Below are 14695 nucleotides of genomic sequence, written 5' to 3'. Positions count from 1 at the left end.
GCGAGAAGGAAAGAGAACAGTGACCGATACGACTCTGCCCCCGCAGCACGACCGCATCGAGCCGGTCGAGATCCAGCAGGAGATGCAGAACTCGTACATCAACTACGCGATGTCCGTCATCGTGGGTCGTGCGCTGCCGGACGTGCGTGACGGGCTCAAGCCCGTGCACGTCCGGGTGCTGTACTCGATGTTCGACTCCGGCTTCCGCCCCGACCGCGGCTTCAACAAGTGCGCTCGCGTCGTCGGCGACGTGATGGGCAACTACCACCCCCACGGTGACTCGGCGATCTACGACGCGTTGGTGCGTCTCGCCCAGCCGTGGGCGCTGCGCTACCCGTTGATCCAGGGCCAGGGCAACTTCGGCTCGGTGGGCAACGACCCCGCCGCCGCCATGCGGTACACCGAGTGCCGGCTCTCCCCGCTGGCCATGCACATGCTGGCCGACATCGAGGAAGACACGGTCGACTTCCGCGACAACTACGACGGTCGCATCCAGGAGCCGACCGTCCTGCCGTCGCGCGTCCCGAACCTGCTGATCAACGGCAGCTCCGGCATCGCCGTCGGCATGGCGACCAACATCCCGCCGCACAACCTCCGCGAGGTCGCGGAGGGCGTGGTCTGGGCGCTGGACAACCACGAGGCCTCCGACGAGGAGACCCTCGAGGCGATGATCGCCCGGATCAAGGGCCCGGACTTCCCGACGTACGGCCAGATCCTCGGCACCTCCGGCATCGAGGACGCGTACCGCACCGGCCGCGGCTCGGTCCGCATGCGCGCCGTCGTCGAGATGGACGAGGACGCCAAGGGCCGCACGATCCTGGTCGTCACCGAACTGCCGTACCAGGTCAACCCGGACAACCTGGTCGAGAACATCGCCTCGCTGGTGCGCGACGCCAAGCTCACCGGCATCGCGAACATCGCGGACGAGTCGAACCGCCGCATCGGCATGCGCATCGTCGTCACGCTCAAGCGCGACGCGGTGGCGAAGGTCGTGCTGAACAACCTCTACAAGCACACCCAGCTGCAGTACTCGTTCGGTGTGAACATGTTGTCGCTGGTCGACGGTGTGCCGCGCACGCTGCGCCTCGACCAGATGATCCGCCACTACGTGAAGCACCAGATCGAGGTCATCATCCGGCGGACGAAGTTCCGCCTGCGCAAGGCCGAAGAGCGCGCGCACATCCTGCGCGGCTTGGTGAAGGCGCTCGACCAGCTCGACGCCGTCATCGCGTTGATCCGCCGGTCCGAGACGCCGGACATCGCGCGCTCGGGCCTGATGTCGCTCCTCGAGGTCGACGAGATCCAGGCCAACGCGATCCTGGAGATGCAGCTCCGCCGCCTCGCGGCCCTGGAGCGCCAGAAGATCATCGACCAGTTGGCCGAGATCGAGGTCGAGATCGCGGACCTGAAGGACATCCTCGAAAAGCCGGAGCGGCAGCGCAAGATCGTGCGCGACGAGCTCACGGCGATCGTGGACAAGTTCGGCGACGACCGCCGCACGAAGATCATCCCGTTCGACGGCGACGTGTCCATGGAGGACCTGATCGCGGTCGAGGACGTGGTCGTCACGATCACGCGCACCGGCTACGCGAAGCGCACCAAGACCGACCTCTACCGGGCGCAGAAGCGCGGCGGCAAGGGCGTTCAGGGCGCGCAGCTCAAGCAGGACGACATCGTCGCGCACTTCTTCGTGTGCTCGACGCACGACTGGATCCTGTTCTTCACGAACAAGGGCCGTGTGTACCGCACGAAGGCGTACGAACTGCCTGAGGCGAACCGCAACGCCCGTGGCCAGCACGTCGCGAACCTCCTCGCGTTCCAGCCGGACGAGGAGATCGCACAGGTCATCCAGATCCCGAACTACCTCGTGTCGCCGTACCTGGTGCTCGCCACTCGCAAGGGTCTGGTGAAGAAGTCGAAGCTGTCCGACTTCGATTCCAACCGATCGGGTGGACTTATCGGCATCAACCTGCGCGAGGACGACGAGCTGGTCGGAGCGGTGCTCTGCTCGGCGGACGACGACCTGCTCATGGTCTCCGCCGACGGCCAGTCGATCCGCTTCCACGCGACCGACGACGTGCTGCGCCCGATGGGTCGTGCCACGTCAGGTGTGCAGGGCATGCGGTTCAACGCCGATGACGAGCTTCTTTCCGTCGGCGTCGTCCAGGAGGGCCTGTTCGTTTTGGTCGCGACGGACGGTGGGTACTCGAAGCGAACTCCGATCGAGGACTACCCGGTCCAGGGCCGCGGCGGCAAGGGTGTGCTGACCATTCAGCACGACCGCCGACGTGGCAGGCTGGTGGGCGCGCTCATCGTCGACGTCGACGACGAGCTCTACGCCATCACCTCGACCGGAGGGGTCATCCGGACCCGAGCCGAGCAGGTGCGCAAGGCTGGACGGCAGACGAAGGGCGTGCGGCTGATGAACCTCGGCGAGAGCACCACTTTGATCGCCGTCGCACGCAACGCGGATGAGCCCAGCGACGTCACTATCAGTGAAGCGTCTGCTGCGGAGGATTCTGCCGCCGACCAGGCAGCCACCCCCACCGACTCGGCTGAGTAGTCGGAATCGCTAGCGAGAGGTCAAGGACAAGCTCGTGACTCCACCCGAGAACCGCGAAGGTCGGGACGCGGACAAGACCGCGGTGATCACCAAACCGACTCCCCAGAAAACTGCGGAGAAGGCGGACTCGACCGCTTCGGCGGCCTCCGGTTCCTCGGGTGGAAACGCGCAGGACAAGACCAAGCCCGTGTCGGCGGAGAAGGCGGCCGAGGCCGCCGCTCCCGCCGCACCGGCTCAGGAAAAGGAGAAGGAGAAGCCGGCCAAGCCCGCCGCTCCGGCCGCGACTCCTGCTCCGGCACCCGCTCCGGCCGCCGCAACTCCGGCACCTGCCGCGACTCCGGCGCCCACCCCGGCACCCGCTCCCGCCCCGGCCGCTCCGGTCGAGGAGAAGACGGTCTCGCTCAGCACTCCGGCGCCTGCGGCACCCGCGGCTCCGGCCGCGCCCGTCGCCGACGAGCCGGTCGTCGTCTCGGCACCGCCGCCCTGGCAGCGAGTGACGAACGACACGGAGGCCACTCAGCACGACGCGACGGAGACGTACGTGGCTCCGTCCGCGCCGCCCACCCCGTCCGCGGCTGAACCGTCGCCGGCCTTCCCGGTCACCGACCCGGACACCGTCAAGGTGCAGAAGCCCGTGGTCACGGGCTCGGCCGTGCCGGCGGGCCTGGGCAGCAGCCGCACGTCGGTGAACATGGGCAACGCCGCTCGCCCCGCCGCGTCCACCCCGTCGGCCCGCCGCCCCGGCCGCGGCCCGCGCCGCGCCTCGCTCCAGGTGAAGCGCGTCGACCCGTGGTCGGTGCTCAAGCTCGCCCTGGTGCTCGGCGTCGCGTTGTTCTTCGTCTGGCTCGTGGCGGTCGGCGTGCTCTACGGCGTCCTGCACGGCATGGGCGTCTGGGACAAGATCAACAGCACCGCGAACGACCTGCTCCAGGCCAACGAGCCGGGCGAACCGCTGATCAGTGCCGGTCGCGTCTTCGGCGTCTCGGCGATCATCGGCGCGGTCAACATCGTGCTGTTCACGGCTCTCGCAACCGTTGGCGCGTTCGTCTACAACGTGTCCGCGGATCTGGCCGGTGGCTTGGAGTTGACGCTCTCCGAGCGTGAGTGACCCCCGATTTGGGGGCGGCGAGGACGATCCTGTAAGGTTCTTCTCGTCGCCCCAAGGGGTGACAGTTGATCGAGGGCCTATAGCTCAGGCGGTTAGAGCGCTTCACTGATAATGAAGAGGTCGGAGGTTCAAGTCCTCCTAGGCCCACTCGATTCGAAAGTTATCTCGAATCACTATCTCGATTCTGTCCGGACGTTGAGTTCCGGAGCCCCGGCCGAAGACCCAAGAAGCCTGTAGGCTGGTCTGGTAGTCGGGGCATAACCGTCTTTGGAGGGGTTCAGAGTGGCTAAGAAGATCATCGCACTCGTCGTGGTCGCCGGTGCGGTCCTGTTCTTCGTGAAGCGCAGCCGTTCGGCGAAGGCCGACGCGGACCTGTGGCGCGAGGCCACCGCTCCCACCGACTGATCTTCGCTCTGACGGGCGGTCCGCCGCCCCCAGGCTAGGGGACGTAGCTCAATTGGCAGAGCACCGCCTTTGCAAGGCGGGGGTTAGGGGTTCGATTCCCCTCGTCTCCATTCGTTCCTCGGGTCGAGGAGTGTCTGCGGAAAGCGCAGACCTCCTCGGCCCGAAGTGTTTTTTGGGGGCCGAGCCCCCAAACCCCACGCCGGGGCAAGCCCCGGAACCCCAACTGTCTCGGCCCGCCCAGCAGGCGGCTGCTCGTGGTGACGCTGATGCCCCGTTCGCGCCGCTGCGAACGGGGCATCAGCGCATTTCGCGCATCACGTCACGCTGCGGCGAGTGACTTCTTCGGTGACTTGCGAAGGGTGTCGATGCTCCAGGCGCCGGCACCTGTGAACGCGAGCAGCAGGAACGCCCACGAGTAGACGGCCGCGAGCTCGCCGCCGTTCTCGATCGGCAGCAGTCCCTGAGGCTGGTGCACCACGAAGTAGGCGTAGGCCATGGCGCCGGAGCTGAGCAGCGCCGCCCAGCGCGTCCACAAGCCGATCAGGATGAGGCCGCCACCGATCAGCTCGATGAGGGCCATCGGGCCGGCGGGCCAGGACAGCAGCTCGACTCCCTTGGACAGCTTCTGCACCCCGTGGAAAACGAAGAACAGTCCGATGACGATGCGGAAGAGCGCAACTGCGTGCTCACGTCGTTGCTCCAGGAACTCCATGATCAGGGTCCTTCCAGGGCGCGGGGCAGGGGAGAGGGCACAAAAGGTATGGACCAATTTAGAGTGTGCCGCTCAAGGCGCTTTAGGTATCTGGTTGACTGTTGCCCCTATGAAACGAGCACTGTTGCTGCCCCTGCTCGGCCTGCTCGCCGCATGTGGCCCAGATGTCGTCCCCAGCAAGCCGGTGGCCGCGCCCCAGAACCAGCAGGCCCCCGCCACCACCAGCGCGGCTGCGACGGTGCCGCCCGCACCCCAGCCCGCGAAAGAAGGCACCTGCCCGTACCTGGCGACCAGTTTCGTCGCGCAGGCGAACGGACAGCTTGTACCCAGAGTGAAACTGTCAACGGACGAGCCTCACCCTGCGTGTTTTTTTTACGCGAACGCAACTGAGATTCAGTTGACCGTGAGGGTCTACGTCGGTGACGAAAAAGTTGCCAAGCTCATCGTGAACGAGGCGGCGCCGGACGGTTCACAGCCCGCGAACTCGCCCACCGGCTGGACCGGAGGGTACGTGAACAACGACAGCGGCGTCGTCTACGCCGTGGCGAAGAGCGACGCCGCTGTGGTCGTCACGAGCAATCAGAAGCAGTCCATCAAGGCCCGCCGCATCGCCGAAGAGGCGATCAAGGGCCTGAAGCTCTGAACTACTTGATCGGCTCCTTCTGGGAGGGCACCTGCCCGTTGAGGACGGGCTCCGCGTGCGGGGCCTGCTCCTCGTCCTGCAGGTGGACCTCCTGCGGCCTGCGCGTCATCGCGACGTAGCCGGCCGCCGCGGCCGCGATCAGGAGACCGAGCACCCACGGCCAGCGGCGACGCTTCGGTGCGTCCGCACCGAGCTGGGCCGCGGCCTTGCGGATCTCCTTGGCACGCACCTTCGCGTCCTTGCGGGCGCCCTTGGCCGCCTTCTTCACTTCCTTGCGCACGACCTCGGCCTTGCTGATGAGGTCGGCGCGGGTCTGCGCGCTCTTCTTGGCGAGGCGCTTGCGAGAGCGACGAGTCTGCTTCTCCCAGTCCTCGGCCTTGCCCATGAGCGTGTCGGCCCGCTCCACGAGTGCGCCGCGAACCTGGTCAGTGGTGATACCGCGGTCAGCGAGCTTGGCCTCGGCCGCGTGACCAGCGCGAACGACACCCTGACGCGCGGCCTTCAGGCTGGTGCCGACAGCCTTGCCAACGTTCTCGCCGGCGCGGGTCATGACGTCCACCTCGTCCATCCTGTGCTCCACACGTTGTCGTCCGGTGATGTCATAGAGGTACCCATCGTGCCCCTTTCTGAACATCGCCGCCCGTGGATGGCACGATGGGGTGGTGGCTGACAGCAACGAATCCTTCGTCGGGACCAAGGTGACGGCGACCCTGCACACCACGCAGGGCGACATCCGCATCAACCTGTTCCCCGACCACGCCCCCAAGACGGTGGCGAACTTCGTGACTCTCGCCGAGGGCACGAAAACCTACACCGAGGCGAACGCGAGTGGCACGAACTCTGGCCCGTTCTACGACGGCACCCTGTTCCACCGCGTCATCGCGGGCTTCATGCTCCAGACCGGCGACCCGACCGGCACCGGCCGCGGTGGCCCCGGCTACCGCTTCGGCGACGAGTTCCACCCGGAACTGCAGTTCAACAAGCCCTACCTGCTCGCGATGGCGAACGCCGGGCCCAACACCAACGGCTCGCAGTTCTTCGTGACCGTGGCGCCGACGACGTGGCTGAACTTCAAGCACACGATCTTCGGTGAGGTCGCGGACCAGGAGTCGCGCGACGTCGTCGACGCGATCGGCAACACCACGACCGGCGCGGGCGACCGTCCGGTCAACGACATCAAGATCGAGCGGATCACGATCGAACGCGCGTGAGCAACGCCCCCGTGCCACCGGACGGGCCGATCGGAGCGCAGCCGGAGACCCCGGTCTGTGCACGTCATTCCGATCGGCCCACCCGGCTGCGCTGCACCAGGTGCGACCGTCCGGCCTGCCCGGAATGTCTGCGCGACGCCTCAGTCGGCATGCAGTGCGTCGACTGCGTGAACGAAGGTGCCCGCACGGTTCGCCAAGCCCGCACGTCCGCGGGCGCGGTGGTCTCGACCGGCAGGCCGATCATCACGCAGGTGATGATCGCGCTCAACGTGCTGGCGTACGTCGTCACGGTCTTCCAGTCCGGCAGTCCGATGAACAACCAGCGGGCCGGCCTGTTCACGGCGACGTCGATGATCCCGGAGCTCACCGCCAACGGTGAGTGGTGGCGCATCCTCACGTCGGGCTTCATGCACTTCGGCCTGATCCACCTCGCTCTCAACATGGCCGCGCTCTTCGTGGTGGGCCCTGTCGTCGAGCAGGAGCTGGGCAAGCTGCGGTACAGCGCCGTGTACTTCCTGTCGCTGCTCGGCGGCAGTGCGGCGGCGTTCTACTTCGGCACCGTCTGCCAGCAGCTCGCCGGCGCGTCCGGCGCGGTGTTCGGCCTGATGGGCGCCCTGCTGATCGTGTTCAAGCGGCAGAAGCGGGACATCTCGACGATCGTCGTGATCGTCGGAATCAACCTGGTGTCGAACCTCTTCACCAACGCCTCGCTGCTCGGGCACCTCGGCGGGTTCGTCATCGGCGGCCTGCTGACGCTCGCGATGGTCAAAGCGCCGCAGAAGAACCGCAACCTGTACCAGATCGGTGCGGTCGCGGTGGCGCTGCTGTTGCTCGGCGGCATGTTCGCGTTGCGCGCCGCCGAACTCGACACGGCGGCCGAACTCGTCCTGGAGTACGCCAGGACGTGCCGCTAGAACCGATTCACGGCCGCAGTGCGTGGAGCACTCCGGCGACTTCTTCGGGATCGGCGCCGAGGTCCACTCTCGTGAGCACCACGAGACGGTCGTCGGCGTCGAGTTCCAATGTCTGCTGTTCCCTGCCGAGCCGGCGGGTGGTCTGCAGCTTGACCTTCACCTCGTGCCACGGCAGCCGCGTCGTGCTCGCGAGCCCGCGCACGGCCAGGCCGTCGACGTCCGCCGTGAGCCTCGGCCGCGCGATCGTTGCGAACGCCGCGAGGTAGGTGACCAGCAGCGATGCCAGTCCGATGAGGAGACGGCCCGCGTTGTCGTCGACGGTCAGCGCCGCGAAGGCGAGAGCGAGGGCGACCACCCACGCGACGGCGACCAACGGGGCGGGTGTGGACCAGGTACGAGTCACACTGTCGAGTGTCCCGCATGAAATGTGGACAACTGAACGGGTCCGCATGAGGGAAAACCGTCGCTTGTGCATTTTGGTGCAAAGTTGTCCACAGGACTTGTCCCCAATGGGGATGACTTACAGCTGTGTGCTTCGGTGACGCTCGGATGAACCAGGTGAACCAGGAGCAAACAAAGGTCGGCCCGGACGTGTGACGTCCGGGCCGACCTCTACGAACAGTGAGCTGCGGGGCGCCTAGCGCCAGCGCATCGTCATCAGCAGACCGATGATCATCAGCGCGAAGCCGATGGCGAAGTTCCACGCGCCCAGCTCGAGCATGAACGGGATCTTCTCGGCCGCGATGTAGTTGACGACCAGCCACGCGAGGCCCAGCAGCATGAAGCCGAGCATGACAACGACGTAGACCGGGTGAGACGGCCCCGCTGCCTTGACCTTGACCGGCGTGCGGCGGTCAGTGGGTGCGGTGTAGACCGCCTTCTTCCGGACCTTCGACTTGGGCATGCTGTCCTCGCCTGACGTGGATATCCGTGAGTGACGCGAGTTTACGTGCACTACTCAGGAGACACGTTAACGTAGCGGCGGTGGTCAGCGAACCATCCTTGTAGACGCAGTTGTTTTCAGTTCACAGTGCGCGCGGAGGTTCTCAGGTGAACTCGGGACCGCAGCAGCCGCCACCACGGCGTCCTGCACCCCGTCGTGATGACCTTCAGCACCCACGGGCCACCCCTGCTCCCCGTCCGCTGCCTCCACCGGAAGCAACCCAGTTCACCAGCGCTTTCTCCGGAAGTCTGCCTCCGAACGGCCAGACGCAGCACCGCCAGGGCCCGCCTCCGTGGACCCCGCCGCCGGGCACTCCCGTGCGCGGAATCCCGGTGCCTGGCCGTCCCGGTCCGCCTCCCGGAATGCCGCCCGCACCGCCTGGAACGCCGCCTCGGGGAATGCCTCCGCGCCCGATGCCGCCGCGTCCCCGCCCGGTCGATCCGGCAACCGAGGTGATCCCGCGCGTCGAGGACGATTACGACGACTACGACGATGACGAGTACTACGACGAGCCCGCGGCCAAGGACGCGTTGCCGCCGGACAGCATGGCGCGCAAAGCGGTGCGCGGCTTCGGCGAAGCCCTCATCACGATGGGCCTGGTCGTACTGCTGTTCGTCGTCTACGAGGTCTACGTGACCGACCTGCTCTCCGCCGAGAAGCAGCAGGACGCGACCGCCGCGCTCGACTCCGAATGGAACTCGAACGTCGTCACGCCCCCGCCCGCCGACCCGAACCGCCAGTCGAAGCTCAACCTCATCGAGGGCAAGGCCTTCGCGAAGATGTACATCCCGGTCTTCGGCAACGACTGGAAGTTCTCCGTGGTCGAGGGCACCACAGACAAGCACCTGGAAATCGGCCCTGGCCACTACAAGGACACCGCCCAGCCAGGCGAGGCCGGCAACTTCTCCATCGCCGGCCACCGCGTCGGCAAGGGCGCACCGTTCAACGACCTCGACCTGCTCGAGTCCTGCAACGCGGTCGTCGTGCAGACCCAGACCCAGTGGTTCGTCTACCGCGTACTGCCGATGAGCAGCGAGGTCGGCGGCTGGGCCACGAACCCGAAGGCGAAGGAAGCGGCCTGCACCGGCGTGGCACCGCTCTCCACGACGTTGGGCGACGCCTACTCCAAGACCGTCGGCCAGGAGATCGTCGTCCCGACCCAGGGCGAGGTCATCGCCCCGATCCCACACCAGGTCGGCGCCGCGGTCCCGGCGGACAAGCAGGCCCGCCTGCTCACGCTCACGACCTGCCACCCGCGCTTCTCCGACAAGCAGCGCCTGATCGTGCACGCCATCGAGACCAAGAGCTACCCGGTGGCCGACGGCTTCGTGCCGCCCGAGATGACGGAGGGCTGATGTACAGCTGGATCTGGCGGCACCTGCCGGGCCCGCTGTACCTGCGGGTCATCGAGGCCGTGGTGCTGGTCGTCGCCATCGTCGGGCTGCTGATGTTCGTGGTGTTCCCGTGGGCGGAACCGAAGCTGCCGTTCAACAACGTCACCACTCAGTGAGCTGCTCCTCGGCTCGTCGCAGGTACTCCCGCACGTAGCCGAGGAACGGCTCCGGGTCGTGCTCGTAGGTGTTCAAGGCCGCGTAGACCCCGTCGTTCTCGTCGTTCACCTGGAGCGTGATGCGCCAGGTCGCGTAGTTCCACTCGGCGCGAGGCGCACCGGCGAGGATCCGGCGGGCGGTTTCGCGGCCGAGGTACCAGGTGGCCTCGTCCTCGGTCATCAGCGTGATGCCGAGTTCGACGAGCACCTGCTTGACCAGTGCGGCGGCGTCCCTCTGCTCCAGGCGGGTCGGCGACTCGCCGGCGAGTTCCTGCAACGCCGGCGAGTCGAGATCGGCGATCAGCAGGTCGCACGCGAGCCACACGACCTGTTCCGGGTCGATGGCGCAGTCGGCGAGGTCCGCGTTGAGGCGCAGCAGGCGGTCGCGCAGGTCAGGGCTCACCCGCCCAGTGTCCGTGCGGGCGCGACCGAAATAAGTGAAACCGCCACCGCGCCCACGCGCGATGGCGGCTTCATCGAGGAACGGCGGTCAGCCGTTCGAGATCGAGGTCATCTCCTCGCGCGACACGACCTTCACGCGCTCACGTCCGTGAGCCGCACCCAGTGCGATCTCGTGCGCGTCGAGCCGGCTCCATCCCTCGTTGGTCACGAACGGCACGCCGCGCTGCTCGAGGAACTCGACCACCGAGTCCGGTGCGGGCGAAGTGGCGCGGGGCAACGCCGCCGCGTCTTCGAGGAGGCTGGTGATGGTCTCCAGGGCGTCGCCCTTGGTGTGGCCGATGAGGCCGATCGGGCCGCGCTTGATCCAGCCGGTGGTGTAGACGCCGGGGATTGGCACCTCGTCGAGGTCCAGCACGCGGCCTGCCTGGTGGGGGATCGTGCCTGAGACGTGGTCGAACGGGATGTCGGCCAGGTGCGTCGAGAGGTAGCCGACCGCGCGGTACACGGCCTGGACGTCCCAGTCGGTGTAGACGCCGGTGCCTCGGACGTTGCCGTCGCCGGTCAGTTCCTGGGTCTCGGTGCGCAGGCCCGTCACGCAGGTCGAGCCGAGGACCTCCACCGGTGCTTCGAGGAAGTGCAGGTGCAGGCGGCGGGGGCGGGTGCCCACGTCGCGGATCGCCCACTCCTGGAGGGTTTTGACGATCATCTCGACCTGCTTGTTGGTCCTGATCGCGTGCATCGAGGCCTCGTCGAACTCGATGCCCTCGGCGTGGACGATCACCTCCACGTTCGGCGAGTGGTCGAGTTCGCGCAGTTCCAGGGGCGTGAACTTGGCTTGTGCCGGGCCTCGGCGGCCGAAGACGTGCACGTCGGTCACGGGGGATGACGAAAGGCCCTCGTAGACGTTCGGCGGGATTTCTGTCACGAGCAGTTCGTCTGCGGTCTTGGCCAGGACGCGTGCTACGTCCAGAGCCACGTTGCCTACGCCGAGCACGGCTACCGAAGTAGCTGTCAGCGGCCAGGTGCGCGGGACGTCCGGGTGGCCGTCGTACCAGGACACGAAGTCCGCGGCGCCGTAGCTGCCCGGCAGGTCGATGCCAGGGACGTTCATCGCGCGGTCGGCGGAGGCGCCGGTCGAGAAGATGACGGCGTCGTAGAACTGGCGCAGGTCGTCGAGCTTGATGTCCACGCCGTACTCGACGTTGCCGAAGAAGCGGACTGACGGGCGGTCCAGCACCTTCTGCAGTGCGCCCACGATGCCCTTGATGCGGGGATGGTCTGGCGCAACGCCGTAGCGGACCAGGCCGTAGGGCGCGGGCAGCTTCTCGAACAGGTCGATCTGCGCGTCGACGTCGGACTTGGTCAGGATGTCGGCGGCGTACACGCCGGCCGGTCCGGCGCCGACTACCGCGACGCGCAAGGGGCGACTCATGACACCTATTTTAGGGTAGCCTAACCTGAACGTAGACGAGAGCTAACTCACTCGACTCGACCGACTAGGCTCTCTTCATGCGCGTGCTCGTGGTCGACAACTACGACAGCTTCGTCTACAACCTCGTCCAGTACCTGGCTCAGCTGGGTGCCGAGTGCGTCGTGAGGCGCAACGACGAGGTGGACCTCGACGAGATCGACAAGGTCGACGGTGTGCTCATCAGTCCTGGGCCCGGTACGCCGGAGCGCGCCGGCGCCAGCATCGACGTCATCAAGAAGTGCGCCGACATCGGCAAGCCCGTGTTCGGTGTGTGTCTCGGCCATCAGGCGATCGGTGTGGTCTGGGGTGGCACGGTCGACCGCGCGCCCGAGTTGTTGCACGGCAAGACGAGCATCGTTTTCCACGAGGGCAAGGGTGTTCTCGGCGGTGTGCCGCAGCCGTTCATCGCGACCCGTTACCACTCGCTGACGGTGCTGCCGGAGACGATTCCTGCGGAGTTCGAGGTCACCGGCAAGACCGAGACCGGCATCGTGATGGCCATGCGCCACAAGGAACTCCCGGTCGAGGGTGTGCAGTTCCACCCCGAGTCGGTGCTGACCGACGGCGGCCACCGGATGCTCGCCAACTGGCTGAAGGTCTGCGGCTTCGAGGTTCCGGAGGCCACGGTCGCGCAGCTCGAGAACGGCATGCGCACGCTCGCCGCCGCTGCCCGCCTGTAAAGCAAAAGGGGCGGCTCCCCCGAAGGGAAGCCGCCCCGAAACCCGCGTGCTACGACGAGATGATCCCGAACTTGCCGACGGTGATCGTCACCGTCGACCCCTTGGTGATCGCGGAGCCCTTGGCCGGGTTCTGCGACTGGATCTTCCTGTTCTGATCCGGGGTGCCGACCTGCTGTTCCTGGACGTTGAGGTTTCCGTTCCAGCCCAGCGACTTCAGCTTGTTCGAGGCCTCGTTCTCGGTCAGGCCGTTCAGGTCGGGCATCTCGATCTGGTTGCCCTTCGAGACCTTCAGCGTGACCGTCGTGTCCTTGGCTGCCTTGCTGTTCGGCGCCGGGTTCTGCGAGAGGACCTGACCCTCGGGCTTGGCGCTGTCGGTCGGTTCGATGACGACCTTGAAGCCCGAACCCTCCAGCGTCTGGCGCGCGTCGGCCTGGTCGTCGCCGACGACGTTCGGCACGTTCTGCTTCTCCGGCGCCCTGCCGAGCTGGATGGTGATCGTGCCACCCTTCTTCAGCTTCACGCCGACGTCGGGGTTCTGCGAAGCGACCTTGCCGACCTTGGTCGCGTCGTCGACCTCGGTGGTCTGGTCGCTCTGCTGCAGCTTGAAGCCGTTGGGGTCCTTGTCCAGGATCACCTGGGCTTCCTGCGGGGTCTTGCCCTTCAGGTCGGGGGCCACGCCCTCACCGGGGGGCGCACCGACGGAGATGGTGACCTGCCCGCCCTTCGCCACCTGAGTGCCCTCCGGCGGGTTCGTGCCGATCACCTTGTTGATCTGGTCGGCCGTGCACTTCGCCGCGGCGCCGTTCGGGCCGGGCTCGCAGGCCACCGTCTCCTGGGACGGCACGAGGCCGGCCTTCGTGATCTTCTCCGAGGCTTCCACGGGGCTCAGGCCCACGATCGACGGGACGGGGACCTTCTCCGTCGCATCGTTGCCGGAGTTCATGACGTTCGCGGTGATCCACGCGGCGAGGCCGAGCACGGCCACGCACAGGATCACGACCAACGTGACCATGATGGCCTTCTTGCGCCTCGCGCGACGCTCTTCTTCCTCGTCGGCGATCGGGTCGTAGTCGTCGTCCGGCTCCGACTTCAACGCCGCCGGGCGGTGCCTTCCGCCGGACACGACCTGCGTGCGCGGTGAACGCGCCGCCTGCTCGTTCATCACGGCGGTGCGGTCCTCGGCCGTCATCACGGCCGGCGCGGACGGGCGCTGACCCGACAGCACGCGCACCAGGTCGGCGCGCATCTCCGCGGCCGACTGGTAGCGGTTCGCCGGACCCTTCGACATCGCCTTCAGCACGATCGCGTCGAGCTGCGGCGACACCTTCGGGTTGAGCTGCGACGGGGCCTTCGGGTCTTCCCGCACGTGCTGGTACGCGACCGCGACGGGAGAGTCACCGGTGAACGGGGGCTCGCCGGTCAGCAGTTCGAACAGCACGCAACCGGCCGCGTAGACGTCGGAACGGCCGTCGACGGACTCACCGCGCGCCTGCTCCGGCGACAGGTACTGGGCCGTGCCGATCACCGCGGCGGTCTGGGTGACCGCGGCCTGACCGTCGTGCAGCGCACGGGCGATGCCGAAGTCCATCACCTTCACGGCGCCGGACTTCGTGATCATCACGTTCGCCGGCTTCACGTCGCGGTGGACGATGCCGTGCCGGTGGCTGAAGTCGAGCGCGGCCGAGACGTCGGCCATGACCTCCATCGCGCGCTTGCCCGACAGCGGGCCCTGCGTCTTCACGATGTCCCGCAGTGTCCGACCGTCGACGAACTCCATCACGATGTACGGCAGCGGGCCGTACTCGGTCTGCGTCTCGCCGGTGTCGTACACCGCGACGATCGCCGGGTGGTTCAGGGCGGCCGAGTTCTGGGCCTCGCGCTTGAACCTTTCCTGGAACTGGGAGTCGCGGGCGAGGTCTGCTCGCAGCACCTTGATCGCCACGTCTCTGCCGAGGCGGACGTCCCGCCCCTTGTGGACCTCGGACATGCCGCCGTACCCGAGAGTCTCGCCCAGTTCGTAGCGGTTTGAGAGCAGTCGCGGAGTGCTCATCGGTGCTTCGTCCCGCTCCTCGTCGACGGTGTTCCGAACTCGGT

15 protein-coding genes, 2 tRNA genes and 1 pseudogene are annotated in these 14695 nt (G+C 67.0%); 11 read left to right on the top strand and 7 right to left on the bottom strand.

All coding sequences use genetic code 11. From position 1 onward, the window contains the following. Positions 1-19: 19 nt before the first annotated feature. From gyrA to ACIQF0_RS18785, 5 genes and pseudogenes are all read left to right on the top strand, one after another. A complete protein-coding gene (gyrA, locus tag ACIQF0_RS18805; protein ID WP_360047541.1) occupies positions 20-2563 on the top strand; it encodes a DNA gyrase subunit A in 2544 nt (847 codons plus the stop codon). Positions 2564-2597: 34 nt separating this feature from the next. Then, positions 2598-3671 (top strand): DUF3566 domain-containing protein, encoded by a 1074-nt coding sequence (locus ACIQF0_RS18800; protein ID WP_401030861.1) that lies wholly within the window; start codon positions 2598-2600, stop codon positions 3669-3671. Positions 3672-3744: 73 nt separating this feature from the next. Further along, positions 3745-3818 (top strand) — tRNA-Ile (locus ACIQF0_RS18795). Between the two features lie 135 nt (positions 3819-3953). Continuing rightward, positions 3954-4073 (top strand): annotated as a pseudogene (locus ACIQF0_RS18790) (DLW-39 family protein); the annotation flags it as partial. A 40-nt stretch (positions 4074-4113) separates the two neighbouring features. Continuing rightward, positions 4114-4186: transfer RNA gene (locus ACIQF0_RS18785), tRNA-Ala, on the top strand. A gap of 209 nt (positions 4187-4395) precedes the next feature. Here ACIQF0_RS18785 and ACIQF0_RS18780 read toward each other — a convergent pair. Beyond that, on the bottom strand, positions 4396-4788 hold the full coding sequence (locus ACIQF0_RS18780; protein ID WP_360047542.1) for a DoxX family protein: 393 nt from the start codon (positions 4786-4788) through the stop codon (positions 4396-4398). A gap of 109 nt (positions 4789-4897) precedes the next feature. Here ACIQF0_RS18780 and ACIQF0_RS18775 point away from each other — a divergent pair, with 109 nt between their 5' ends. Then, entirely contained in the window at positions 4898-5431 is a 534-nt protein-coding gene (locus ACIQF0_RS18775; RefSeq protein WP_360047543.1) for a DUF2020 domain-containing protein, read from the top strand. Position 5432: 1 nt separating this feature from the next. On the opposite strand, the gene ACIQF0_RS18770 is transcribed toward ACIQF0_RS18775, so the two are convergent. Next, on the bottom strand, positions 5433-5999 hold the full coding sequence (locus ACIQF0_RS18770) for a hypothetical protein (RefSeq protein ID WP_360047544.1): 567 nt from the start codon (positions 5997-5999) through the stop codon (positions 5433-5435). 94 nt (positions 6000-6093) lie between these two features. On the opposite strand from ACIQF0_RS18770, the gene ACIQF0_RS18765 reads away from it, so the two are divergent. Together ACIQF0_RS18765 and ACIQF0_RS18760 are read left to right on the top strand one after the other, a co-directional pair. Further along, positions 6094-6642, top strand: coding sequence for a peptidylprolyl isomerase (locus ACIQF0_RS18765; protein ID WP_360047545.1), 549 nt, complete (start codon positions 6094-6096; stop codon positions 6640-6642). Between the two features lie 167 nt (positions 6643-6809). Further along, positions 6810-7556, top strand: a complete 747-nt coding sequence (locus ACIQF0_RS18760) for a rhomboid family intramembrane serine protease (RefSeq protein WP_401030858.1) — start codon at positions 6810-6812, stop codon at positions 7554-7556. A 7-nt stretch (positions 7557-7563) separates the two neighbouring features. On the opposite strand, the gene ACIQF0_RS18755 is transcribed toward ACIQF0_RS18760, so the two are convergent. Together ACIQF0_RS18755 and crgA are read right to left on the bottom strand one after the other, a co-directional pair. After that, entirely contained in the window at positions 7564-7959 is a 396-nt protein-coding gene (locus tag ACIQF0_RS18755; RefSeq protein ID WP_401030856.1) for a PH domain-containing protein, read from the bottom strand. A 234-nt stretch (positions 7960-8193) separates the two neighbouring features. Then, positions 8194-8460, bottom strand: a complete 267-nt coding sequence (gene crgA / locus ACIQF0_RS18750; RefSeq protein ID WP_030465604.1) for a cell division protein CrgA — start codon at positions 8458-8460, stop codon at positions 8194-8196. 452 nt (positions 8461-8912) lie between these two features. Between crgA and ACIQF0_RS18745 the strand changes: the two genes are divergently transcribed. Further along, entirely contained in the window at positions 8913-9854 is a 942-nt protein-coding gene (locus tag ACIQF0_RS18745; protein ID WP_401030854.1) for a class E sortase, read from the top strand. Continuing rightward, positions 9854-10009, top strand: coding sequence for a hypothetical protein (locus ACIQF0_RS18740; RefSeq protein ID WP_401030853.1), 156 nt, complete (start codon positions 9854-9856; stop codon positions 10007-10009). Before ACIQF0_RS18745 ends, ACIQF0_RS18740 begins: the two co-directional genes overlap by 1 nt. On the opposite strand, the gene ACIQF0_RS18735 is transcribed toward ACIQF0_RS18740, so the two are convergent. Then, positions 9996-10451 carry a hypothetical protein gene (locus ACIQF0_RS18735; RefSeq protein ID WP_401030851.1) on the bottom strand — a complete coding sequence of 152 codons (456 nt, stop codon included), beginning with the start codon at positions 10449-10451 and terminating at the stop codon, positions 9996-9998. The two genes, ACIQF0_RS18740 and ACIQF0_RS18735, sit on opposite strands and share 14 nt — an antisense overlap. Positions 10452-10538: 87 nt before the next feature. Next, positions 10539-11882: an FAD-dependent oxidoreductase gene (locus ACIQF0_RS18730; RefSeq protein WP_401030849.1), complete on the bottom strand. Its 1344-nt coding sequence runs from the start codon at positions 11880-11882 to the stop codon at positions 10539-10541. 77 nt (positions 11883-11959) lie between these two features. Between ACIQF0_RS18730 and ACIQF0_RS18725 the strand changes: the two genes are divergently transcribed. Beyond that, a complete protein-coding gene (locus tag ACIQF0_RS18725; protein ID WP_360047559.1) occupies positions 11960-12601 on the top strand; it encodes an aminodeoxychorismate/anthranilate synthase component II in 642 nt (213 codons plus the stop codon). 49 nt (positions 12602-12650) lie between these two features. On the opposite strand, the gene pknB is transcribed toward ACIQF0_RS18725, so the two are convergent. Then, a complete protein-coding gene (pknB, locus tag ACIQF0_RS18720) occupies positions 12651-14651 on the bottom strand; it encodes a Stk1 family PASTA domain-containing Ser/Thr kinase (RefSeq protein WP_401030847.1) in 2001 nt (666 codons plus the stop codon). Positions 14652-14695 lie beyond the last annotated feature (44 nt).

It is taken from the genome of Lentzea sp. NPDC092896 (assembly GCF_044754905.1).
In the GTDB taxonomy this organism is placed as follows: domain Bacteria; phylum Actinomycetota; class Actinomycetes; order Mycobacteriales; family Pseudonocardiaceae; genus Lentzea.
Note: the sequence above shows the minus strand (reverse complement) of the source record. Positions and strands in the feature narration are given on the sequence as shown.

Bases quoted from the DNA above. Each gene is read 5' to 3' on its own strand.
- ACIQF0_RS18780 (WP_360047542.1), bottom strand. From the start codon at position 4,788: ATGGAGTTCCTGGAGCAACGACGTGAGCACGCAGTTGCGCTCTTCCGC.
- ACIQF0_RS18740 (WP_401030853.1), top strand. From the start codon at position 9,854: ATGTACAGCTGGATCTGGCGGCACCTGCCGGGCCCGCTGTACCTGCGG.
- ACIQF0_RS18775 (WP_360047543.1), top strand. From the start codon at position 4,898: ATGAAACGAGCACTGTTGCTGCCCCTGCTCGGCCTGCTCGCCGCATGT.
- pknB (WP_401030847.1), bottom strand. From the start codon at position 14,651: ATGAGCACTCCGCGACTGCTCTCAAACCGCTACGAACTGGGCGAGACT.
- crgA (WP_030465604.1), bottom strand. From the start codon at position 8,460: ATGCCCAAGTCGAAGGTCCGGAAGAAGGCGGTCTACACCGCACCCACT.
- ACIQF0_RS18725 (WP_360047559.1), top strand. From the start codon at position 11,960: ATGCGCGTGCTCGTGGTCGACAACTACGACAGCTTCGTCTACAACCTC.
- ACIQF0_RS18745 (WP_401030854.1), top strand. From the start codon at position 8,913: ATGCCGCCGCGTCCCCGCCCGGTCGATCCGGCAACCGAGGTGATCCCG.
- ACIQF0_RS18770 (WP_360047544.1), bottom strand. From the start codon at position 5,999: ATGGACGAGGTGGACGTCATGACCCGCGCCGGCGAGAACGTTGGCAAG.
- ACIQF0_RS18730 (WP_401030849.1), bottom strand. From the start codon at position 11,882: ATGAGTCGCCCCTTGCGCGTCGCGGTAGTCGGCGCCGGACCGGCCGGC.